Here is a 24,004-nt window from a genome sequence, read left to right on the forward strand (position 1 = left end):
TTATCATGAATTGATAGTATCATTAAAAAAGGTGTACCATTGGGTACACCTTTTTCAGTCAACAGCAATGAATATCACACTTAATCATACCAATAAGCGTATTAGAATGATTAAGCTTCTACGCCTTTACTGGCAAGAAACTCATCATAGGTTCCTTTGAAATCATTAATGCCATCGGTGCTTATCTCTATGATACGCGTAGCCAATGACGACACAAATGCCCGGTCATGACTGACAAACAGTAACGTACCTTCATACATTTCAAGGGCATTATTCAATGACTCGATAGACTCCATATCCATGTGGTTGGTCGGCTCATCAAGCAACAAAATGTTCGGTTTTTGCATAATCAGCTTACCGAAAAGCATGCGACCTTTCTCACCACCAGATAATACTTTAACCGACTTTTTGATGTCATCTGAGCCAAATAGCATACGGCCTAAATAACCACGCACTGTTTGATCATCATCTTCTGGCTTACGCCATTGACTCATCCACTCGAACAAGTTCATGTCATTTTCAAAATCTGACTCATGATCCTGAGCATAATACCCAATCGCCGAGTTTTCAGACCATTGGATCGTGCCACTATCTTGCGGAATATCGTGAACTAACGTGCGCAATAACGTGGTTTTACCAACACCGTTTTGACCAAGAATAGCAATACGCTCACCCACTTCAGCCATGATATTTAAGTTGCTAAATAATGGGGTATCATCAAAACCTTTAGTCAATTCTTCAACAACAAGCGCATTACGGAACAATTTCTTTTCTTGCTCGAAGCGAATAAACGGGTTCACACGGCTTGAGGCTTTAATATCATCAAGTTTAATCTTATCGATTAACTTGGCACGTGACGTTGCTTGTTTTGCTTTAGATGCGTTAGCAGAGAAGCGGGCCACGAAACCCTGAAGCTCAGCGATTTGGGCTTTCTTCTTCGCATTGTCCGACATCAAACGCTCGCGAGCTTGAGATGAAGCCATCATGTATTCGTCATAGTTACCTGGGAATACGCGTAACTCACCGTAATCCAAGTCAGCCATATGCGTACACACTGAGTTAAGGAAATATCTATCATGAGAAATGATGATCATGGTGCTGTTACGTTGATTGAGCATCTCTTGTAACCAACGAATGGTGTCAATATCCAAGTTGTTGGTCGGCTCATCGAGTAGCAACACATCGGGATCAGAAAACAACGCCTGAGCCAACAAAACACGCAATTTGAAACCCGGTGCTATTTCGCCCATTAGGCCAAAATGTTGCTCAACCGCAATACCAACACCCATTAACAGCTCACCTGCACGAGATTCGGCGGTATAACCGTCCATTTCGGCAAATTCCATCTCAAGGTTAGCGACGGCAATACCGTCTTCTTCTGTCATCTCAGGTAGAGAGTAAATGCGGTCACGTTCCTGTTTCACTTTCCACAGTTCTGCATGGCCCATGATCACAGTATCGACGACGTTAAATTCTTCGTAGCCAAACTGATTCTGGCTCAATTTACCCAAACGCTCATTCACATCAAGAGAAACGTTACCTCCACTAGGATCTAGATCGCCGGCAAGGATCTTCATAAACGTTGACTTACCACAGCCGTTGGCGCCGATAAGACCGTAACGGTTACCACCGCCAAATTTAACTGAGATGTTTTCAAACAGTGGCTTAGCGCCAAACTGCATGGTGATATTAGCTGTAGTGATCAAGTATAAAATTCCGAATTTAGTTATGCGATGCGCGGCTATTTCAAAGGCCGAACCTTAGTCAGACTTGAGTATAAAACAAGCCGATGACACGAGTATGAATAGCCCACGCTAGATTAGGCGAAATCAAGCGCAAAATTATAGAGGAACAGGCCTAAATTATCAACTAACCTAGTCCTCCTTATCAGACAAGATTTATTTAGCAACGGCCCATCGCCACGATTTCACCTTCAGCCTTAAGAGCTGTAATAAAGGTTTGCTTCTGCTCAGGCAATACGCCTGCAATAACCTCATCAATACCAAGCTGCTTTGCCACCGCATTGGCTGTTTTACGATTGTCCCCACTGAGCAATATAACGCGCTTACCCAATTTAACTAACGCTGACATCCCCGCCTTGGCATCTGTTTTGATAGGATCGCTTATCGCGACAATCATGCTTAACTGACCACCTTGAGCAACATACACAGGGGTTTTTGCTTGCTCAGCAAACTGGTTAATTTCGGCTTTTAACTCATCTAAACCTAAAACATTCAGACTCTCCATCAAGTCTAGGTTCCCCACCGCCATTGAAGTGCCTTGAATCATTCCATGTATTCCTCTTCCCAGCACGTTAGTGAACATCTTTGCCTCAAGCAGTGTCAATCCTCGTATTTTTGCCTCTTCCAATACTGCATTGGCCAATGGATGTTCAGAATGAAGCTCTAAACTCGCCGCCCTTATCAGTAACATCTCAAGTGTCAAACCAGTATTTGCCCCCTCGCTCTCGACAAAAGAAGTAAGCAATATATCTGTCACCTAACGTTATCTCAGCGATTTCAACCTCTCGATCCCCATATCCTGTGATCTTCGTCGCTGTACTCGACTGTAATCCCAATAACCTTTGCACCGCTTCACTGGTTTTTCCTTTCGCCCTAAGCTCCAATGCATGACCTAAATTGATTAACCCTAAAATCATCACGCTTGCCTCAAAATAGACATGACGCGCTTCAGCAGGAAAAGCCTCTGGCATAATAACCACCAGCATAGAATAGAGCCAAGCTGAGGTCGTACCCAGTACAATTAAGGTATCCATATTGGCACTGCCCACCCTTAATGCTCGCCACATTCCTTGATAAAAATGCCCACCAGCGGTCACCAGTAGTAACAGTGTCGTCGCCCCAACCACTCCCCAGCCAAGTTGCTGCTCAGGACTGTTGACCGCCATTTCCCCCCCTAACAATCCCCAGATCATCATAGGAATACCTAAACCCAAACCCTGTACAGATTGCATGATACGAGTCCGGTATTCTTTGCTCTCATCTGCAACTTTTGTTTGTGCAGCTCGTTTCGCGTCCAAAATATGTTCACTTGCAAAGCCTACACTGGCAAGCGTTGCAACGGCTAAATCAATTGAAATGTTGCCTTCTACCTGTACCTGCTTATCTGCTAAATTAACTCTGGCTACAACATCATTGCGTTGATTAGGTTCTGTCGCAAAAGCCGCTTCTATTTTAGCGACACAACTTGCACAGTTCATTGTGTTATCATGATATCGGTCTGGTTAGTGCTGTACGTGGGGATAATGGTTACCGAGAATACGACACACCACAAGTCTCATCATTGACGTTTATTCATCACTGCCGTGATCTGGGCTTTTCACTGCTTGATTGTCGCTCACTACTAAACCTTAAGCTGAACCAACATCGGGATGCTGAAGATGTTAAAGCATTAGCAAAAGAACACCTGAAACAGGTCAGCGATAAAGTGATCAAACTACAGATATTAGAAACTCAACTGGCTGAATTAGTAAAAAGCTGTCAGGGAGGGCATCAACCAGACTGTGCGATTTTAAATGGACTATCTTAAAAAGTACCATTAAAAGATAGCCTTAATAAAATAACCATACCGAGTAAACTGCTCAGTTACTGCTTTTTAAAATGTTGAGCATTAATCAATTTCAGTTTAGGGATATCATCTGCCGGAGTAAACCCGAAAATAGTGCCGTAAAAAGAGAGTTCAGCTTCCATTGCCGTCGCTTTATTTTTCGGATCTCTTAGCCGATAGTTTTCCCCATCAAAAGATAAGTAAGCAATCGGCACCCCTTTATTTTTAAGTGCCGTAAAAATACGTTTCGATTGTTTATTCTCTTTATGTGGCTCGTCACTTCCTTGGATCAATAATAACGGCTCTGTGAGCCCTGATAAATTATACATAGGCGAACGTTTGATTAATTCATTCTCATTTTTGCCCATCAACAGCTCAACATAATGTGATTCAAATTTATTCAGATCTTCATTAAGTACATCGATATCACTAATACCTGAGTAACTCACACCCGCTTTAAAAGTGTTATAAAAAGCCAAGACAGACAATACCGTAAGCCCACCGGCATTACGTCCCCTCATCGCCAACTTAGTGCCATCTACCCAACCTTTATTCACCAGATAGCCTGCAGATCGAACCGCATCTTCTACATCAGCTTGTCCCCAGCGCCCATAAATACTACGCCGATACTCTCGACCGAATCCTGAGCTACCACGGTAATTAAGATCCATCACCGCAAAGCCTCGGCTGGTCCAATACTGAATATCACGTCTAAACGCCAAGCTTGCCTTAGATGTTGGCCCTCTGTGCAACATAACCAATAATGGCGGGCGAGTGCCAGTGGGGGCAATAAAAGCCGGATTTTTAGGGCCATAAAAATACCCATATACTGGTTCTTTATTACCTGAATCAAAAATGATGCTCTTTGGCTGAGAGATGAAGTTGGGATTAAAAACCGGTAATTCTGGGGCGTAAACAAGCTCTGTGCCTCTGCCATTAATTTTATATATCCCCTTCTCAGGAGTGATCTTATCACCGATAAAATAGATCCCATTATCGCCTGCTATTAATTGAGATATTTCACCAAAATCGACGGCAATAGATTCAACCGCACCAGTATCGACATAAATTCGGATCAAAGAAACATCACCATTTCGTTGATAACTGGCAATAATAGTATTGTCTGATTCGAAGGCGTAATTATGATTTCCAAGCTTCCAGTCCGGCACAGCAAACTCAGCATCGATATCTAATACATGCTCTATTTTACCATTGTCGCTGAGGCGATATATATTCCACCAGTTATTAAAATCAGCGACAAAATAAAGTTGCCCACTGGGACTGAATAAAGGCTGTGTTATGGCGCCCTGCAGCTCAGGAATTAAGCGTTTAGGCTGCAAAATACCTCCCTTGGGATCAAGTGTGCCTATCCACAGTTCAGTGTTATCCCACGGCATATTAGGATGTTGCCAGCTAATCCAAGCCAATTGTGAATTATCGGGAGACACACGCGGTGAGGAATAAAAATCACGACCGGAGGTTAGCACTTCCCCACCATTGGCAAAATTTAAATTCAGCGCGACTAAACTAGAAACAGGCTCACCCTCACCACGGTGATCTTCTCTGATGCAAATAATACGCGAACCTTTAGAATAAGTGACACAGTCAGCGTGACGAGTCCCTGCACTGGTCAGAGGAACAGGTGCCTGATTTGGGGCTATTCTATACAGAAGTTGATCATCGGCTTTAGAAACAAACAAACTAGAACCAATACCAAGAAAAGGTGAGCCTCCGTATCCATTAACAGTCGATTTAACATCAAAATCAGCCTTCACCACATCAACAATATTATGGTCACTATCAAGGCGCTTAATACCCACTTTCCCACCGAGTTCAGCTTGAGACTGAATAAAATAGAGTCCACCATTGACACTTTGTAGCTCGCCAAATTTATCTGCAGGCATCACGACATCTTGAGCGGTGATAGGAGAGCGCCAGCTACCATAAACCGCTATCTGACGACCACTTGTCTGGTCAATTTCTTGTTGAGGTGCTGCAGGCTCACAAGCTGTCAATAGTGATAGTATTACGACACATATGAGATATAGCATCAATAAAGGGGGTTTCATCACGCTCACCTTACGTTTCTTCCTTTTTATATTACCCTATTTCCTCCGAAAAGACCGCCGTTTAAACCAGTCAATAACAGATACTTGCCTATGTGTAGGCAAACCAAAAAAAATGCACACCCAAGGAGCCAATAAAGCATACCAAGGGATCACAGAGGTATTCAGTCCACTAAACAACAGAAAAAAGAAGCCTACATAAATAATAATGACACCTAAAACCCCCACCAATAGCAGTAAGTATTTATTCATTTTATCTAACCAAATCATATTATTCTAGGTTTCATAATAATACATAGCCATTCAATTCAACGGATAATATTACATGACTTTCAGATCAAAAAAACGAGCCTAAGCTCGTTTTTATCGATAGCCTGTATTTATTTAATCTACTTGTTAAATGCGGATCCCCCCATCGACTTCAAATACACGGCCATTGACATAGTCATTTTCAATGATAAATTTAACCGTTGATGAGATTTCATTGGGTTGACCTAGTCGTCCAACTGGCACCATTTTTTCTAAACGTTCAAGCATTTCTGGCTTCATGGCAGCCGTCATATCAGTTTCAATGATCCCCGGCGCAACGGCGGCACTGCGGATATTGTAACGAGCGAGCTCTTTTGCCCAACCAACCGCCATGGCAGCAACCCCCGCTTTAGACGCTGAATAATTAGTCTGACCAACATTACCTGCTTTCGCTAAGCTAGAAATATTAATGATCACTCCTTCTTGCTTAGATTCGATCATGGCAGCTGCTGCTTCACGACCACAAAGAAAAGTACCGGTAAGGTTGACGTTAATCACGGCTTGAAACTGCTCAAATGACATACGGTCCGTTACCTTCCCCTCTTTGGCCTTAACCAACATGCCATCGAACAAGATACCCGCATTGTTAATCAACACATTAATTTTACCAAAATCTTCCATAATAAAACCAAAACCGGCCACCACATCTTCTTCATCGGTAATGTCAAACGCATACCCCTGAACTTCAGCTCTATCACCGAGATCGGCACAAGCACGTTCAAGTTTTTCTTGATCCACATCGATAAGCGCCAACTTAGCACCCGCTTCAGCTAAGTCCAGCGCCATCGCTAAACCAAGTCCGCCTGCCCCACCAGTGATGACGACAACCTTATCTTTTAAATCCATCGAATTACCCTTTGTTTTTAATCTGTTGAAAATTAGTAAACTGTTCAAAAATACTGGAGAAATCTCGTGATCCATGACCTTGCTTTGCATGATTCACATATAAACTGCGCGCTAATGATCCCATTGGCGTACTGGAATTTGACCGCAATGCCGCCTCTTGAGATAAACCGAGATCTTTCACCATTAAATCCACCATAAATCCACCTTGATAATCATTGGATGACGGTGCCATTGGCATGACATTGGGGCAAGGATTGTATTTCTCTAATGCCCAATTGCCGCCACTGCTTACTTTCATGATTTCAGATAGTACGTTAGGATCCAAGCCATGAGCAATCCCCATTTGCAAAGACTCACTCGTGCCAAGCATTAACACTGACAGCAGCATATTATTGCATATTTTAGCTATCTGACCTGCACCAGCAGCACCAGCATGAAAAATATTGGCCCCCATGTGCCCTAGCACTTCTTTTGCTTGTTCAAAAGCACTGTTTGTCCCCCCACAAATAAACGTCAGCGTGCCAGCCTCTGCACCAGCTGTTCCTCCAGATACGGGAGCATCGACACATTCTAGCCCTTTTTCAGTCGCAACCTTTGCCACTAACTGAGCACTTGTGGCATCAATGGTAGAGCAGTCTATCAGTAAGGTTCCTTCAGCCACCACCTCAATCAAGCCTTTGTTTTCATCATCTCCAAGATAAAGTGCACGCACATGCTCACCTGCTGGCAACATAGTGATCACCACATCAACACCTGCTACAGCATCACATGCACTGCTCGATGACAAGGCCCCAAGATCAGTCAGCGACCTCATCGCTTGAGGCACGAGATCGAACACTCGCACTGTTAATCCTGCCTTAACCAAATTGGCGGCCATGGGCGCCCCCATATGCCCTAACCCAATAAATGCAACACTTGCCATCTCACACTTCCTATCTTAAAAGTTTGATTTAAAACACCTTTAATGGATGATCATTCTCTTCCCATGGTGATGCGAACATTTTATCAATCAAGGCCTGTGGAACATCTGTAACACTTTGGTAACGCCAGTTAGGCTGCCTATCTTTATCAATAAGTAACGCCCGTACGCCTTCTGAAAAATCCCCCACTGAGCAGCAATTAACACTCAAACCAAGTTCCAATGTAAACACCTCGGTTAAACTCAAATCTGTACCTAACGTGGCTTGTCGAAAGATGAGATGCCAACTGATGGGGCTGCCGGACAAGAAGGTCTCCATTGGGCGAGCTAACCAAGAATCAGTAAAATCTGCCGTACTCACTCGTTCAACAATGTCACTTAAGGATCCCGCCATCAGGTCAGAAATCATGGCTTGCTCTGTCGCTAATTGAGAGTCAGATATGGTAATCATGACATTTTGCTCAAGTTGAACAAGTTCTTGAGTAAGTAGATCATGATTCACATTTGCATCACTACTCCATGGTAAAGTGGCCATGTGATCTAACATCGGCTCCTTGTCATCACTATTAAGATAATGATTGCCTATCCCCACATATTTGGCATCTGCAGCATTCATATTGTAGGCCGTTAAACCGAGAAACAAGCCGGTTTTCCCTGGCATACGGTTTAAAAAGTAGCTGCCACCTACATCAGGGTAAAGTCCAATACTGACTTCTGGCATCGCGATACGAGAGCGCTCTGTCACGACTCGATGGCTAGCACCGGCCATTAAACCAAGTCCACCGCCCATCACAATACCGTCCCCCCAGACCATCACAGGCTTACAAAAACTGTGCAGCAAGTAATCAAGTTGGTACTCATGTTTGAAAAAATCCACGGCCTCTTGAGTTAACTCCCCGACATTGTTCATCGATGCGTCGTAAATAGCACGGACATCACCACCAGCACAGAAACCTTTCTCACCAGCCCCATCGAGCATAACAAGCGCGATATCATCGTCTAGTTGCCACGCTTTTAATTGCTGTATCATCGCTTGAACCATCTCAAGATTAAGCGAATTTAGCGCCTTTTCAACGTTCAATGTAACGACACCAATTTGCTTACCAGACACAGTACCTAATGTTTGAAATACCACATGGTTGTTATTGACATTTTGCTTATACATTTGTGTATTCATTATGCGTTTTTCCAATTAGCACTGCGTTTATCCAGAAAAGCATTGACCCCTTCGGCCTGATCTTCTGTATCAAATAAGCCAACAAACAGCTCTCTTTCTAGTGGTAAGGCATGTGCCCTAGGCATATGCCGTCCAGCGTTAATAAGCTGCTTACAGACAGCTACACTGCTTGGGCTTTGCTTAGCCACTTTGACCGCCAATGCCATCGCAGCACTTAGAGATTGACCCGTCTCAACGACCTCTTCAACCAATCCCAAAGATTCAGCTTTATTAGCATCAAGTCGCTCTGCGCATAAAATCATCCGCTTTGCCCAGCCCTCACCAACCAAGGCGGTTAAATTTTGCGTCCCACCAGCACAGGGCAATAACCCCACAGAGGCTTCAGGCAAAGCCATTACAGCTTGAACCTCGGCGATACGAATATCGCACGCCAACGCCACCTCTAAGCCCCCCCCCATGGCATAGCCGTTGATGGCCGCAATAGAGACACCGCGAAATTGACTTAACGCCTCAAATGCCTCGCCGAAATGATTAGCCATCGAAGCGGCAACCCCCTTGTCGCCATCGGCAAACAAGCTAAGGTCGGCGCCAGCTGAGAAAAATTTTTCCCCTTCTCCGGTGATCACCAAGGCATAAATATCCTTGTTATCATTAAGCTCAGCTACCTTGTTTTTTAGTGCTTGTAAACTCTTTTCTGTCCACGTATTGGCTGGCGGATTGTTCATGGTCAATATGGCCGTATTGCCTTCGAGACGTTGTGTTATTTCTGTCATGAATACTTCCTTAACGAATAAACTTCTGTGCTATTTAACGTATTTGTCCCGCTTCGTCATTGAGTAGACGACGCGCAATAATCAAACGCATAATCTCATTGGTTCCCTCTAAAATCTGATGCACACGCACATCACGTACATGCCGTTCCAGAGGGTACTCACGGATATATCCGTAACCACCATGCAGTTGCAATGCTGCATCGCATACTTGAAAGCCAACATCGGTAGCAAAGCGTTTTGCCATCGCACAATAGGCTGTTGCCTCTGGATCTTGTTCATCAAGTTTAAAGGCCGCCAAACGCACCAACTGCCTTGCAGCCACCAGCTCAGTGGCCATATCTGCTAACTTAAATTGCAAGGCTTGAAACGCCGCAATGGGTTTACCAAATTGCTTACGCTCTGTCATATATTGGGTCGCGCGATCGAGGGCTGACTGCGCTGTGCCAATCGAGCAAGTCGCAATATTAATGCGGCCTCCATCCAACCCCTTCATGGCAAAAGTAAAACCTTGTCCCTCTTCGCCTAACAGGTTTTCCAGCGGAACACGCACTTGAGTAAACGTAATTTCGCGAGTAGGCTGAGCGTTCCAGCCCATCTTATCTTCGGCTTTACCGTAAGTGACGCCCACGGCATCTGCAGGAACTGCAATAGCAGAGATCCCTTTTGCTCCCTCTTCACCGGTTCGGCACATCACGACTAAAAGCTCTGTCGCACCCGCACCAGAAATAAACATCTTAGTGCCAGAAATAACGTATTCACCGCCTTCTTTCACCGCTTTGGTCTTCAGCGCGGCAGCATCACTGCCCGCTCCCGCTTCAGTTAAGCAATAAGATGCTAGCATCTGCCCGGTCGTTAACGGCTCAGACCATTGACTTCTTAACGCTTTTGTTCCAAAACTGGTCACCATCCAGGTCGCCATATTATGAATCGTCAACATGGCTGTTGTCGCCGTACACCCCATAGAAAGCTGTTCAAAAATAATCGATGAATCGAGACGACTCAAGCCCATGCCCCCTTCACTTTCTGGTGAATAAAGAGAGCAAAAACCTAGCTCTCCCGCGCGCTGAATGACCTCTTTGGGAAAATGATGATCGATGTCCCACTGCGCGGCAAATGGCGCAAACTCATCACGAGCAAACTGCTGAGCTAAATCGGCAAACTGACGTTGGTCATCATTCAGATTAAAATCCATCTGCGATCTCCTTGAATACGTTATGGCTATCTCAAGCCCATTATTTTAAGGCTATGGTCATATTGGGCACTGGATGTTCAGCTTCCGAGATCTGCGATTCAAACCACCGTGAGGTAATGGTCTTAGTTTCAGTGTAAAACCGCACTGCTTGCTTACCATAGGCATGTTGATCACCGTAAAAACTGCCTTTCCACCCCGTAAACGAGAAAAAGGGTAAGGGCACTGGGATCGGGACATTAATGCCCACTTGACCAACCTCAATGTCATGCTGATACTTACGCGCCGCAGCGCCACTGGCAGTAAAAATAGAGGTACCGTTCCCGTAAGGACTATTATTAACCAGTTCAATCGCCTCCTCCAAAGTATCCATTTCCATGCAACACAGCACTGGTCCAAAAATCTCTTCTTTATAGATACTCATTTGCGTGGTGACCTGAGTAAACATAGTCGGTCCAATCCAATTTCCAGCCTCAAAACCCGGGACGGTAAACGTCGAACCATCGAGTAAACATTCAGCACCTTCAGATTTACCTTGCTCAATGAGTGACAATACTCGTGCTTTAGCTGCTGGACTTATCACAGGGCCATAAGCCGCGTTCTTGTCATCCCAAAGACCTGGTCTAACCTTGGCAATGGCCTCTTTAAGCGCTGGGATCCACTCTTTCGCTGAACCGACAAAAATAGCCACAGAGAGTGCCATACAACGTTGGCCTGCAGCGCCAACAGAGGCACCAACTAAATTATTAATCACCTGCTGTTTATTGGCATCAGGCATAATAACGCAATGGTTTTTAGCACCAGCAAACGCCTGTACTCGCTTCAAATTATCGGTGCCAGTTTTGTAAATATATTGGCCAACTGCCACTGAGCCAACAAACGAAATCGCTTTGATATCTTTATGATTAAGCAGCACATCAACCGCTACTTTGTCGCCGTGGATAAGCTGAAGTACACCTTTAGGCGCACCTGCTTGTTCAAACAGTTCCACCAGACGTTGTGGGGTCATGGGATCTTGCTCTGAGGGTTTAAGCACAAAGGTATTACCGCATGCAATGGACAATGGGAACATCCACAGTGGGATCATCGCAGGGAAATTAAAGGGAGTGATCCCTGCGCACACCCCAAGCGGTTGAGTGTAACTGTAGGTATCAATATTACGCGCCACATTTTCAACGGTTTCACCCATCATCAAAGTCGCAATATTACACGCATGTTCAGCCACTTCGATACCACGCCATACATCACCTTTGGCATCATCAAATGTCTTACCCGTTTCCTGCGCCAAGATAGTCGCCAGCTCATCATGATGCGCTTTAAGTAGATGTTGATAATTAAACATCACCCTAGCACGTTCAGATACTGGTACCTCTTTCCAACTCCTAAAAGCCTGTTTAGCACTGGCTACTGCACGTTCAACCTCTGAAACCGTTGCCGCATTGATCACTGCAATCTCTTGATTGTTTGCAGGGTTAGTCACCCAAATTTTCTGCAATCCTTGGCCTTCAATAAACTGGCCATCGATATAGTGTTTCACCTGAGTTGTCATATCACTTCCCATTAAAACCTGTTAATACTGAATTAACATATTCACAAAAAAATTAAACGCGTTTGTTCACTTTTTTGTCAATATTAAATCTCTATTGCCATTGCCGTTGCTTCTCCACCACCGATACACAGTGAGGCAATACCTCGCTTTGCACCACGCGCATGGAGTGCATGGATTAGGGTCACTAACACCCGAGCACCAGAACAACCGATGGGATGACCCAGCGCACAGGCGCCACCATTAACATTCACCTTAGTCGCATCGAGACCAAGCTCTGAAATAGCTAACATGGTCACCATGGCAAACGCTTCATTTATTTCAAAAATATCCACATCACCAATACACCAATTCACCTTATCAAGTAACCTATTCATCGCTCCCACAGGCGCTGTAGTGAACAAAGAAGGTTCTTGAGCATAAGTGGCATGGCCTTTAATTGTCGCCAGTACCGGTAAATTAAGTTTGCTGGCTTGCTGAGCTGTCATTAACATCAGCGCCGCTGCACCATCAGAAATTGAACTGGAATTGGCAGCGGTAATCGTGCCTTCTTTAGCAAAAGCGGGGCGCAATGTTGGAATTTTATCTGGACGAGCATTACCCGGCTGCTCATCAGTATCAACCAAGGTATCACCGCGGCGACTTTCAACAGTCACAGGAATGATCTCATCCCTAAACGCACCCGTTGCAATCGCTTTATTGGCTTTTTCAAGCGAACTTAGCGAGAACGCATCCATCTGTTCACGAGTGAGTTTAAACGTGTCCGCGGTATGTTGTGCAAACGTTCCCATGGCGGCTCCCGTATAGGCATCTTCAAGGCCATCAAGGAACATATGATCAATCACCTTGCCATGGCCCATTCGCATACCACCACGGGCCTTATCTAACAAATAAGGTGCCTGGCTCATATTTTCCATACCACCTGCAATAACAATCTCTGCGCTGCCTGCTTTAATCAGATCATGAGCCAACATGACGGTTTTCATGCCTGATCCACAGACCTTGTTTACCGTTGTAGTGCCAACAGACAGAGGTAACCCCGCACCTAATACCGCTTGTCGAGCTGGCGCCTGACCTAAGCCAGCTGGAAGCACACACCCCATCATCACTTCGTCAACAACGACTGGAGATATGCCAGTTTTGTCTATTAAGCTTTTGATGGCAATGGCTGCCAATTGGGGAGATGAAACGGTCGACAAAGCACCTTGAAAACTCCCGATTGGGGTTCGTTTAGCGGCGACTATCACAATGTCTTGGCTTAATTCCTCTGTATTCATATCTACTCCATTTTATTGATTTATTCCAGCCAGATAAGCGAGGTCAAACTAAGGAACCCGAACTGTAATAATGTCATTATCTTTTTAAACAACCTCACTGTGACGTTTACGCTAACGTAAAGCAATAGCGCAGACTTAAATTTTATTACTGTCATGATCCGCTTCTGTCACTTAGAATTTACACTGAAATAATTAAATAAAAATCGAAAAAATTAAGCACCTGTTCAGGTGCTTAAGACAAAAAAAGCCGTGGGATCCCACAGCCAGATAAGTTAACGATAGATTTGGATCGCACCTACACTTCTATCTTCACTTTGGTTAATCACCCGTATTTTTAACCCGTAATTGGTGACATTTCTACCAGAATCAGGAATATCTCTACCGATATAACGTTTACGATCATTGAACATCCGCTGCCCTTTAACATGATTATCTCTAAGGGAAATACCATATAACTCTTCAAGATCTAAGAACATTTTTTCATGTCTATCGATACTAAAAGTGGCATCATGGATCTGGTAACGGCTTGAAGCTACTTCACCGTCACTCCATTTTAGCGTTCGCTGATCTGCATCAACAATCCCTAAAAAGCCATCTCCTGGGTGTATTCCGACCCAATTATCTGCATACTTACCATCAACATACCAGATCAACATCCCTTCTTCATAAACCAGGGTCTCACCCTTGCCGTTAATATAAGCTAAGGCACTGTCGACACCATGATGTGTCCGCCATTCAAGTAAATAATAATGATCGGTATAGTTAATACCTGAGTCTGCAGCAAAACCTGAAAAGGTAAATATTTCGCTATTGGGTTCATCAGCATTGGCAACTAACAATTCGATACCATCGGCTTCAACACTAAAATCATCAATATATAGTCCAGAATTAGAGGTACCTGCATCAGATTCATAAACAAACGCAAGATTGAAGGCTTGACCAGCAAATGCACTCAGATCAAACTCAGCATCAATCCATCCATTTGATTTTCCGGTGATCCCATTGCCTTTATTAATTCCTTGAGGATCATCATTAGTGGTTATATTCCCCTCAACATACACATTACCCGCAGCGGTAGTCACCATCAGATAGCCGTAATCATAATCAGACTCGATATCATACCAAGCCTTAAACTTAGCCACTGCAGAACTTGCAGCGGTTAAATCAACCAGCGTTGACATCTGATTGGTAAGATCATTCGCTGAGCCACTGAAATAAGCATGAGAACCACTGACAGGTGTCGTCACTCGTGATTCTTTAGGCGGAAGATTAACTCGGATGGCATCATGATTGGTGCCTTTACTCGATGCTTGATCCAAAAGCCCTTGTACACCAGAATCAGTAATGTCATCAAACTCAACCGTGGCACTTTGCAGCCAATTTCCCCCCATGCTTTTCTGCAACTGCTCCTTTGCATAAGCACTAAAACCTGTCGGCTCTGTACCGCCTAATTTTCCAGTCCAGCTCCCGGCTGACATTAATGACCACGCGGAAACAGGCTCTCCTCGCCCACTATATTTAGTATCATATTCATCGGGCAAACCTAAATCATGACCATATTCATGACTTATCACACCAACCGCGCTATCAATGGGCGCGATGGTGTAATCATACACCGCCATTTCTCCGCCCCAATTAGGTACATTTGACGTAGAACCTGGTATTGGAAAAACATTACCTAAATTCCAACGGTGAGCCCAGATAGCATCTTCTCCAACCTGACCACCTCCTGCTTCTTCACCCACACTTGAATGGAAAATCATGACGTGATCGACCACCCCATCAGCTTCCCAATAATTACCGTCCCCATCAAGATCATATCGATCTTCAATATCAAACTGAGAAAGATCGACAGTCGTGTCTGCAGCCGCTGCTGTTAATGCCTCACGTACTAAGGCTCTTGCATCGCCATCGATATTATTACCATAAAAAGCTGCAGGTTGACTTGCCATATACCAGCCAGCCACATCACCGGAGACTGAGTAGCTTCCCCCTGATTGGATCTGATAGTTTTGTCTGAAAGAATGAGCATGGAACCCATTTGGCGCTAACCAGCCGTCATCACCAAAGAGGATCTGACGATAATGGTTTTGGTTGTAATCTTCATAATACATCCCCGAGTCTTCAGGTTGAATAGAGTTATGCGGAAAATCTGGAAACTCCATTAAGATCGCTAACACTCTCCCTTCACGAGTCATGCCATTATACGCTTCTAATTCTATGTTCTCTGGACGATGTCCGCGTCCTCTACCTAACGTTTTATGCTGCTGTCCTTTAACATATCTAGGCTTCTTACTGTTGGCTTTAAGCTCTCTATTTTTAGCAAATTCAGTGCTCACTTGCTCATCGAGTTCTACAGCCTTTAGCGCCTCCTCCTGCTGACGGATTTTCAAGTAACTTCTCAGTGCGACTTCCGCTTCTTTAATCGACGCTCCCTGAGAGATCTTGCCCGATTTTTGTAGCATCTGTATTAATTTTTGCTCATCGGCAATCACAATATCAAATGCACCAGCATAGGTACTTGGAGTATATTCAGCAGCAATAGCACTACTGGACAATCCAGCTAATACCAAGGCAAGTGGTAACAACGTCCTTTCAACCATATAAACCCCTTAATTTCAATTAGTTATAATTTATTGGCTATTTTTTATAATAATTATTTATTACTTTGCAATGTCGTTATTTTCACAAAGCAAGAGACTGAGACTAACTGACCGAATAAGGAGTAAACAACCAAGTAAACACAGTGCAAACTAAAGGGCTAAGCTTAAAGTGCTAGTCACTCAAACTGTTGTTAGCAAATAACCTAGAAATATAGGATTTAGTCTTATTAGAGAAGTAACTGAGTTTAAGGCCATTAATTGAGGATATTAATAAGCCACCTACTGGTGGCTTAACGGTAGAGATGAATGCTGATATTGAACAATCTAGTTATCATTCTCCCAAGGCGTGATCCCTGTCATATCATCTAAATTATAAGGCGTAAGCTGATAAACATAATAATTGAGCCAATTACTGACTAACAAGCTACCATGACCATGCCAGCGAGCGATTGGAATGAGGTCTGGATTATCTTGAGTAAAATAATTTTGCGGCACTTCCGGATCCATGCCTTCAGCCAAATCGCGACAATATTCATCTTTTAACGTCGACTTTTGATATTCTGGATGACCCATTACAAACAAATTACGGTTATTACGGCTCAAGATCATGTAGGCCCCCGCCTCTTCAGATTCAGTAAGCACTTTCAAATCAGGGTGGCATTTAAGCTCATTGATATTCATTTCAGCAAAACGTGAGTGAGGTGCAAAAAATTCATCGTCGAACCCCCTTAACAAAGGAAAGTGTTGACTGGTACGGCGATGAAGAAAAACACCTGTTCGTTTCTTATTAAGCAGCTTTCGGTTTAAACCGTAAAGATGAAATAGCGCAGCATGGGCAGCCCAGCATAAAAAAAGCACCGAAGTGACATGTTGCTGTGACCAATCAATAATTTCACAAATATGGTCCCAATAACTGACATCTTCAAATTCAATTTGACCTAACGGTGCACCAGTAATAATCAAGCCATCATAATTTTTTTGCCGTACGGTCTCAAAATCACGATAAAAATCATTCATATGATCAGTAGAAGTGTGTTTTGATTCCTTGTCATGGATCCTTAACAGATCAACATCAACCTGCAGAGGTGTGTTTCCAAGTAATCTTAATAGTTGAGTTTCTGTTTCAATTTTATTCGGCATCAGATTCAAGATAAGCACCTTCATGGGGCGAATATCTTGATTAGCTGCCCGAGTTTCGGACATGACAAAAATGTTTTCAGATTCTAAAATCTCTGCAGCAGGCAGATCATCTGGGATTTTAACTGGCATACTGCGCCTCTTCCATTATCTATTCATTATATTCTATCAATTCAAGCCTACAATTTAGATACGAAATTGGCACATTATGGTTAATCTAGTTCACCTAATGACCGACTTTTTGTACCAAAACAGACATAGGAACACTTGAGTCCAAATCTATCTTGTATGCTTGAGCGTTAATAAACATCAGTTTGCCATTAAGACTAATTTTGGCACCAATGTGATAAGTATGCCCCTCTTCAAACTGATCCCGGTTGATCAAAAATTGAAATGGTGCAGGTGTTGTCACATCGCCTCTTTCTATTTCAGCAATAACAACAGCAGGCACATCCATCAGCGACACGTCCTTAACTTGAACCGTTAATACAGCTTCAGGTGGTAGAGCAATGCGCTCTTTAAACCAAACCTCTCCCTGAATTTCGATCCCAGCATTGGGCGTAGCACAAGCTGAAAGCAAACTCACTGACACCAATCCTATTACCCACATTAATGGGGAAACTGGCTTTAACCATTTTTTCATATTCTTAATTCCTAATCATACATCAAGACTTCTAGATGTCTACATGTCTACTGCTAATAATTACCCTATAATACTACTTCATTCTGAGCATAAACTCTTATTTCTCTTCACCAATTAGTTCTTGATATCAAAATATATGATATCACTTAGCAATAAAAAAGGAGCCGACGGCTCCATTTTTCTGCTTTTATTCAATGTATTAGAATATATAACCTACACTAACCATATAAACCCATGGATCAATATCAGTGGCTATTTTTTGAGGGCTATCACTTAAATTAAAGGTCACATCGGTACTGATCTTTGCATACCAAACCGATGCATTAACAAGCCAGTTGCTATTCACTTGATAATCAATACCCACCTGAGCTGCAAGGCCCCAAGAATTTGTAAGACTTAAGTCAGACAGACCTGCTTCTTTTCCACTTTGAGTAAACTCATTATCGTAAAAATTCGTGAAATTAACACCAACGCCAACATAAGGACGTAATGTCTCGTCTGCTGAACCAAAATAATACTGAGCCACTAATGTCGGTGGTAATTGCTTAGTTTCAGCAATCTTACCAAGTGAGCCTAATGAAATATCATGGCTAAATGGTGACGCCGCAAGTAATTCAATACCGATATTATCAGTCAACATATAACCAAAATTCAAACCAAGCTGAGTATCATTAGACACGCCAAATTCTGCAATTCCTGCAACAACTGGACTAGATTCGTTTGGAGTAACAGTGGCAACACCGACACGAACAATCACATCACCCGCTTGGTGAGCGAACGCTGAAGCGGTAAAACCAACAGAAAATAAGGCCGAAGTCATTAAACCAACAATTAGATTTTTTTTCATCATACAACTCCATCAATACAACATAAAATGTCGCTATTATTAACATTACAATGATGCGTATCCTGCCTGATCACAGCAGCTTATTTATTGATCCAAATCAACGGAGGTTATAACTCATCATGTTGTCGAGAGTCTGATTTGATCTATCTCACACTTTTTAAAGGAGACGATATAAAAAGAAGGAACAGATAATTGATGACAACAGTCATTACTGAGGATAAACGTTACTCATCTACATTAAGTTTAGGGTAATCCCTTAACCAAGCTTTCTTACTAAGACGTGCCTCAAATACAGCACGTAGGCGCTTAGGATTGGGAGTCAACTGAAGATTAAACAGTGATTCAAGGCCAAAAGCCGAGACAAGTTGCAATTCATTTTCCTCAGCAAATGCTAAGCTCACCCCAATAGCCGTCTCCTGCTCTGGCCAATAACTCATGGCATCTAGCGATGAATGATAGGGCTTATCCCCATTACGCATGTGCATTCTAGCTTGATTTTTAACAGACCAAAGTAAATCTGGGGCTAACTCTCTTAGCTTTAGTTCATAAAGCTTATCGGTTTCGGTTGATAGGTCAGTTGACTCAAAATAAATCACGTCAATGTCATTAAGCGGAGTACATGATGTCATCTTATGTAACCTATCCCACACGAGATTTCTCACAAATCCTGCAGCAATCATCCCCTGAGGTAAATTCAAGCTGTTAACAAGGCTAAGTGCTCGCATTCTCACTGGATCTTGACGTATCCAAGCAATCAGTAATGCTTCATTGCTCACTAAGGTTTGTTCATCATTGCCATAATAAGACACATTTACCTCCAACTGAAACAAGAACAAATGATCAACATGCATTATAAATCACTTATTTTTCAAGAACAGTTATAAAGCTAAAATATATTGACCGTGAATGATATTTGTTCAAACCAATAATTGTTAAGTTACTAATCAAACAATAAGAGATAGCTATAAACTCAGGAGAAATACATTGCGAAGCAACAACGGAGAGCTTGAAATACAAACTTGGTTAACCGCAATCAACCCGAATCTTGTACTCAACAATGGTGTTTGTAACTTCGATGAACCGAGTCTAAACGTACAAGTGGGGATCAGTATCGATGACAACACTAAACTAATCACTTTTTGTAGCCCGAACATTACACTCAACGCCGACAATAAATCATTTTTACTGGAAAAAGCCCTTCTTGTTAATGCAGAAGGCAATAAGATGGAAGGCTGCTGGCTGAGCTTAATCGACAACGAGCTTTTATTAACCCATGTAAGGGACACAAATACACTCGATCAAGTCAACCTGGCCAACTTAATCAACAATTTCACATTAAAAAGCCATGAGTTACAACAAGAGCTCACAGCAGAGGTAGATCTTAACAATCAAAGCAGTAACCATTTAACTTCTGGAGTTTTAGTATGATCCCTTCATCCATAAATCAAGCGCAACCATTGAATATTTATGCCACTTCAGGCTCAACGCACAATCAACCACCAACAGGCAGAACGAGAAATTTTACGCAAAGTCTTGCTCCAGGACGACCAATCACAGCCTCATCTCAACAAGCAGCTAGCGTCAGAGACACACTTTCTGGTTCCAAGCACATTACGGTAAATAGTGGTGGTAACAAAGTGACAATTAACCTAGTTTATCTTGGTGATAATGAATTGGGCGCATTAGATAAATTCAATGTTCACTCTTGGAGATCCTTAGGACATGAAGTCAACATTCATATCCACCCTTTTACTGAAGGCCTGGTACGTTCAGAACAAAGTTTAGGATTAGCAAAAGGAGATGCTAATATCTTATCACTCAAAGATACCCTAAAAGCCGATGTTGAGATCACTGATGCGAACAGCCCTCAAAAAAAAATGTCTGAGGCTCGAGGATTATTAAATGATTGGTTAAATGCCATTCCCAAGCAGGGAAAGCCAACCAGAGAACACATCTTTAACATGGTTGACCTTACAAAATCTTATCTTGGCGCAACACAAAAAGGGATTGTGCTCGATATGAAAGTTGGCCCTAGTCCTCACTTGCAAGCGTATACAGAAAGTTTTAAAGATAATTTAGTCAGTTATACTCGAGGTGGTAACACTGCTGAACTACCTGAAAATCAAGCCATAGGAACAATGCAAGAGTCAGACGTTCTTCGTTCAAAGTATGCAGAAAACTTCAACAATAAAATCAAAATATTTGTATCAGAAGGCACTCCAAACCATAATGATGCTTGGTTTAATAAACTGACGGGTTATCACGGTAAATCTTATAGCCAGAGTAAACAATGGATTGATGTCGCAACAAAGACACCTAACAAAGAACCAATCGAAAAAAATTATCCTGTTAATGAACCAGGCAGTGTTGGGCACGGGCCTTTCCGTGTTTATAAACACCCAAGTGATCAAACTAATAAAGGGATGACTCTCACTAAACCAGCAGATGTCTATTCACTAAGCCAGGACACTTTGAATAAAGAGCTAAAAAATATTGGTGCTGATCCGTATTTCTATGATAAAGCCTCTGAGGCGGCAAATAAGTTGCCTCGTTAATACAGCTAATCATCTAGAAGAAAGAGCGCATAACAAATATTACTAGCATAGATAAAGGAGCCTAAACTCCTTTATCTTTTGGCCATTCTCAAAAGCGAAACTTTATGGCACCGCTTTCATTAAGACGGCTGCAGTGAATTCATCATTGTTGATCACTGGGAAGTGGTCATAAGTTTGATAAAGCAGCTTACCTTTATGTTGGATCATGGCAACAACACCGTAATTAACATCATCTTTAATCTTATCAGGAGAAAGAAAAAACTTAAAAGGGACTGGTGCTCGTGCAATATCAAAACTCTTCTGTGCTAAAATTGAATTTCTGGTATCCAAATCAACGATTGCAATCGTAATTGAACAACCTTGAGGTAAAACGACCTTTTCCAAATACCCTGCAGCTCCATTAACAATCACATGAGGCGTTTCTTCCACTGTTACACATGCCGTCATGAATAAACAAAACACGAGTAATGTACTTTTTATAACCTTAATCATCCAGCATTCCTTTCGATAATTTGACTGTCACACTTATGTGTTCGTTGTGTTTTTCATTCTGATCAAACCTTCCTGAGTTGCCGAAGCAACCAGTTGTCCTTGTTGATTAAAAAACTGCCCCTTAACAAATCCTCTTCCCCCACCAGCATTAGGACTCTCATTACTATAAAGTAACCAATCATTCAAATTCAACGGACGATGAAACCACATTGCATGATCTATCGTCGCCATGCGCATACCGGGCGTTAAATACGAAACACCATGAGGCTGGGCTGCCGTCACAAGAAAATTAAAATCTGATGCATACGCCAGTAAATACTCATTCACTGAATGCTCACTAGGCACACAACCATTCGCACGGATCCAAATATGTTGTTTCGCTTCTCGTGCCCGAGGATTAAATGGATTTTCGGGATTAACTAAGCGCATTTCGATGGGAGCATCAGCCATAAATTTTTCTAACATTTTTGGCGGTACTTTATCCCTTAGTGTCATGGCGAGTTCTTGCTGATTTAATAAACCATCAGGTCCTGGTACATTCGGCATCAAAGCTTGATGCTCAAATCCAATTTCATGCTCCTGAAATGAGCAAGTCATATAAAAAATGGGGCGACCTTTCTGAATAGCTTTAACGTGTCTGGCACTAAAACTTCCGCCATCTCGCATAATCTCAACATCATAGATAATAGGCTGTTTCTCATCACCAGCACGTAAAAAGTAAGAGTGAAGAGAATGCACTTGACGCGTCGGTAAAACAGTCTGTTTAGCCGCACTTAATGCTTGACCCATCACCTGACCACCGAAGACGTGACCAAAACCTAAATCTTGGCTTTGCCCACGAAATAACCCCACCTCTATTTGCTCCAGCGAAAGCAGTGATAATAGATCATCTAATACTTGACTCATTTGACCTCTAAATCCCAATTCATCAGTCTAATAGCTTAACTCAAATAGCGAGTAACAGGCTAGATATTTACGATTTCCATAGGTCTATTATCAGTAAAGCAATCATCCTTTTGAATGATAATAGAGAAGAGGAACAATTCACACGCTTACATCAGTTATTTTACCTACTGCATTCCATGACTTAATGCTAGTTAATGAGTATAATGTGAGATCTATCATGTTCTGAAGCAACCTAAATAAATCGACTCACTCAATGAATCCTTGGATACTGGCCATCAGGCCTCGCACTTTGCCAGCAGCAATTGGACCACTTTTAATTGGTAATATACTGGCATTTCAATTGCCGAAATTTAGCTTAGTCATTGCCGGCACCTCGATGCTGTGTGCCATCATATTGCAGATCTCCGTTAATTTAGCCAATGACTACTTTGACTTCGAAAACGGCATCGATACCAAAGAACGTCTCGGTCCAATTCGCGTCACTCAAGGTGGACTTTTGTCCTCAACCAAAATACGTAATGCCATGATACTGTGCTTAATGCTGGCATTGATTGTTGGATCGTATTTAATTTGGCATGGAGGCTGGCCTATTGCCATACTCGCTGCCCTGTCAATCTTAGCAGCCGTTAGTTACAGTGGTGGCCCTTACCCACTGGCCTCTCACGGGCTTGGTGAAGTCACTGTGTTTATTTTTTTTGGTCTAGTTGCTGTGATCGGTAGTTACTATTTGCAAGCAGGAGAGACTCATTTATCAGCTTGGATTTTAGGCTGCGCCATTGGCTTTCTTAATGCAGCTATCATGCTAGTTAATAATACTCGGGATATGTTAACAGACACTAAAACGGGTAAACGAACATTGGCCGTTCGTGTTGGCGAGGGGCAATCTAGACTCCTTTATCAAACTTTTTTATTCCTGCCTTTTGCTTTTATTATCGGCGGTTTTTTACTTGGTTTTTTACCTGGACTGCCCGTTTTACTGGCGAGTTTATCACTCATCGTCGCGCGCAAGCTCAATGTCGATTTCAGTAACGCCTCAGGTGCTGAACTCAACCCTTTGTTAGCACGCACTGCCATGTTAACCATAATATTCAGCGTTTTATTTAGTATTGGTTTACTATTCACCTAAAATTAATTCATACCACATTACATCGT

Annotated in this window: 23 protein-coding genes; 4 read left to right on the top strand and 19 right to left on the bottom strand. The window is 42.8% G+C overall.

Translation table 11 applies throughout. From position 1 onward, the window contains the following. Positions 1-110: 110 nt before the first annotated feature. The 3 genes from HQQ94_RS16425 to HQQ94_RS22665 all read right to left on the bottom strand — a co-directional run bounded on the left by HQQ94_RS16425 (position 111) and on the right by HQQ94_RS22665 (position 3,220). Entirely contained in the window at positions 111-1,706 is a 1,596-nt protein-coding gene (locus HQQ94_RS16425) for an ABC-F family ATPase (RefSeq protein WP_173295424.1), read from the bottom strand. A gap of 196 nt (positions 1,707-1,902) precedes the next feature. Next, positions 1,903-2,445: an HAD-IC family P-type ATPase gene (locus HQQ94_RS22660; RefSeq protein WP_254304083.1), complete on the bottom strand. Its 543-nt coding sequence runs from the start codon at positions 2,443-2,445 to the stop codon at positions 1,903-1,905. After that, a complete protein-coding gene (locus tag HQQ94_RS22665) occupies positions 2,435-3,220 on the bottom strand; it encodes a hypothetical protein (RefSeq protein WP_254304084.1) in 786 nt (261 codons plus the stop codon). The genes HQQ94_RS22660 and HQQ94_RS22665 overlap by 11 nt, the downstream gene beginning before the upstream one ends. Here HQQ94_RS22665 and HQQ94_RS16435 point away from each other — a divergent pair. Beyond that, positions 3,208-3,549 carry a MerR family DNA-binding protein gene (locus HQQ94_RS16435; protein WP_173295425.1) on the top strand — a complete coding sequence of 114 codons (342 nt, stop codon included), beginning with the start codon at positions 3,208-3,210 and terminating at the stop codon, positions 3,547-3,549. The genes HQQ94_RS22665 and HQQ94_RS16435 overlap by 13 nt on opposite strands. Before the next feature lie 56 nt (positions 3,550-3,605). On the opposite strand, the gene HQQ94_RS16440 is transcribed toward HQQ94_RS16435, so the two are convergent. The 14 genes from HQQ94_RS16440 to HQQ94_RS16500 all read right to left on the bottom strand — a co-directional run bounded on the left by HQQ94_RS16440 (position 3,606) and on the right by HQQ94_RS16500 (position 19,708). Continuing rightward, positions 3,606-5,636: a prolyl oligopeptidase family serine peptidase gene (locus HQQ94_RS16440; protein ID WP_173295426.1), complete on the bottom strand. Its 2,031-nt coding sequence runs from the start codon at positions 5,634-5,636 to the stop codon at positions 3,606-3,608. Between the two features lie 36 nt (positions 5,637-5,672). Next, complete coding sequence (locus HQQ94_RS22670; protein WP_254304085.1) at positions 5,673-5,903, bottom strand: hypothetical protein; 231 nt, start codon at positions 5,901-5,903, stop codon at positions 5,673-5,675. A gap of 126 nt (positions 5,904-6,029) precedes the next feature. Further along, positions 6,030-6,788 (bottom strand): SDR family oxidoreductase, encoded by a 759-nt coding sequence (locus HQQ94_RS16445; protein WP_173295427.1) that lies wholly within the window; start codon positions 6,786-6,788, stop codon positions 6,030-6,032. A 4-nt stretch (positions 6,789-6,792) separates the two neighbouring features. Beyond that, a complete protein-coding gene (gene mmsB / locus HQQ94_RS16450) occupies positions 6,793-7,710 on the bottom strand; it encodes a 3-hydroxyisobutyrate dehydrogenase (RefSeq protein ID WP_173295428.1) in 918 nt (305 codons plus the stop codon). Positions 7,711-7,738: 28 nt separating this feature from the next. Continuing rightward, positions 7,739-8,884: an enoyl-CoA hydratase/isomerase family protein gene (locus HQQ94_RS16455; protein WP_173295429.1), complete on the bottom strand. Its 1,146-nt coding sequence runs from the start codon at positions 8,882-8,884 to the stop codon at positions 7,739-7,741. Next, complete coding sequence (locus HQQ94_RS16460) at positions 8,884-9,657, bottom strand: enoyl-CoA hydratase (RefSeq protein ID WP_173295430.1); 774 nt, start codon at positions 9,655-9,657, stop codon at positions 8,884-8,886. The genes HQQ94_RS16455 and HQQ94_RS16460 overlap by 1 nt, the downstream gene beginning before the upstream one ends. A gap of 34 nt (positions 9,658-9,691) precedes the next feature. After that, positions 9,692-10,849 (bottom strand): acyl-CoA dehydrogenase family protein, encoded by a 1,158-nt coding sequence (locus HQQ94_RS16465; protein ID WP_173295431.1) that lies wholly within the window; start codon positions 10,847-10,849, stop codon positions 9,692-9,694. Positions 10,850-10,889: 40 nt separating this feature from the next. Continuing rightward, positions 10,890-12,395, bottom strand: a complete 1,506-nt coding sequence (locus HQQ94_RS16470) for a CoA-acylating methylmalonate-semialdehyde dehydrogenase (protein ID WP_173295432.1) — start codon at positions 12,393-12,395, stop codon at positions 10,890-10,892. An 83-nt stretch (positions 12,396-12,478) separates the two neighbouring features. Further along, a complete protein-coding gene (locus HQQ94_RS16475; RefSeq protein WP_173295433.1) occupies positions 12,479-13,669 on the bottom strand; it encodes an acetyl-CoA C-acyltransferase in 1,191 nt (396 codons plus the stop codon). Positions 13,670-13,941: 272 nt separating this feature from the next. Continuing rightward, positions 13,942-16,272: an immune inhibitor A domain-containing protein gene (locus HQQ94_RS16480; RefSeq protein ID WP_173295434.1), complete on the bottom strand. Its 2,331-nt coding sequence runs from the start codon at positions 16,270-16,272 to the stop codon at positions 13,942-13,944. A 324-nt stretch (positions 16,273-16,596) separates the two neighbouring features. Further along, positions 16,597-17,541 (bottom strand): homoserine O-succinyltransferase, encoded by a 945-nt coding sequence (gene metA / locus HQQ94_RS16485; protein WP_173295435.1) that lies wholly within the window; start codon positions 17,539-17,541, stop codon positions 16,597-16,599. A 94-nt stretch (positions 17,542-17,635) separates the two neighbouring features. After that, positions 17,636-18,052 (bottom strand): YbaY family lipoprotein, encoded by a 417-nt coding sequence (locus HQQ94_RS16490; protein WP_173295436.1) that lies wholly within the window; start codon positions 18,050-18,052, stop codon positions 17,636-17,638. 199 nt (positions 18,053-18,251) lie between these two features. After that, positions 18,252-18,899, bottom strand: a complete 648-nt coding sequence (gene ompW, locus HQQ94_RS16495) for an outer membrane protein OmpW (protein ID WP_173296681.1) — start codon at positions 18,897-18,899, stop codon at positions 18,252-18,254. A 224-nt stretch (positions 18,900-19,123) separates the two neighbouring features. Further along, positions 19,124-19,708 (bottom strand): nucleotidyltransferase family protein, encoded by a 585-nt coding sequence (locus HQQ94_RS16500; RefSeq protein ID WP_309247254.1) that lies wholly within the window; start codon positions 19,706-19,708, stop codon positions 19,124-19,126. Between the two features lie 175 nt (positions 19,709-19,883). On the opposite strand from HQQ94_RS16500, the gene HQQ94_RS16505 reads away from it, so the two are divergent. Further along, positions 19,884-20,327 carry a CesT family type III secretion system chaperone gene (locus tag HQQ94_RS16505; protein ID WP_173295438.1) on the top strand — a complete coding sequence of 148 codons (444 nt, stop codon included), beginning with the start codon at positions 19,884-19,886 and terminating at the stop codon, positions 20,325-20,327. Continuing rightward, on the top strand, positions 20,324-21,454 hold the full coding sequence (locus HQQ94_RS16510; protein ID WP_173295439.1) for a hypothetical protein: 1,131 nt from the start codon (positions 20,324-20,326) through the stop codon (positions 21,452-21,454). The genes HQQ94_RS16505 and HQQ94_RS16510 overlap by 4 nt, the downstream gene beginning before the upstream one ends. 102 nt (positions 21,455-21,556) lie before the next feature. Here HQQ94_RS16510 and HQQ94_RS16515 read toward each other — a convergent pair whose 3' ends face one another. Both HQQ94_RS16515 and tesB read right to left on the bottom strand, forming a co-directional pair. Beyond that, positions 21,557-21,946, bottom strand: a complete 390-nt coding sequence (locus tag HQQ94_RS16515) for a YbaY family lipoprotein (protein WP_173295440.1) — start codon at positions 21,944-21,946, stop codon at positions 21,557-21,559. A gap of 33 nt (positions 21,947-21,979) precedes the next feature. Beyond that, the gene (tesB, locus tag HQQ94_RS16520) at positions 21,980-22,852 is read right to left on the bottom strand and encodes an acyl-CoA thioesterase II (RefSeq protein ID WP_173295441.1); all 873 of its coding nucleotides are present in this window, start codon (positions 22,850-22,852) and stop codon (positions 21,980-21,982) included. 253 nt (positions 22,853-23,105) lie between these two features. On the opposite strand from tesB, the gene HQQ94_RS16525 reads away from it, so the two are divergent. Then, complete coding sequence (locus HQQ94_RS16525) at positions 23,106-23,978, top strand: 1,4-dihydroxy-2-naphthoate polyprenyltransferase (protein WP_173295442.1); 873 nt, start codon at positions 23,106-23,108, stop codon at positions 23,976-23,978. Positions 23,979-24,004 lie beyond the last annotated feature (26 nt).

The sequence above is a fragment of the Shewanella sp. VB17 genome, assembly GCF_013248905.1.
Lineage (GTDB): Bacteria > Pseudomonadota > Gammaproteobacteria > Enterobacterales > Shewanellaceae > Shewanella.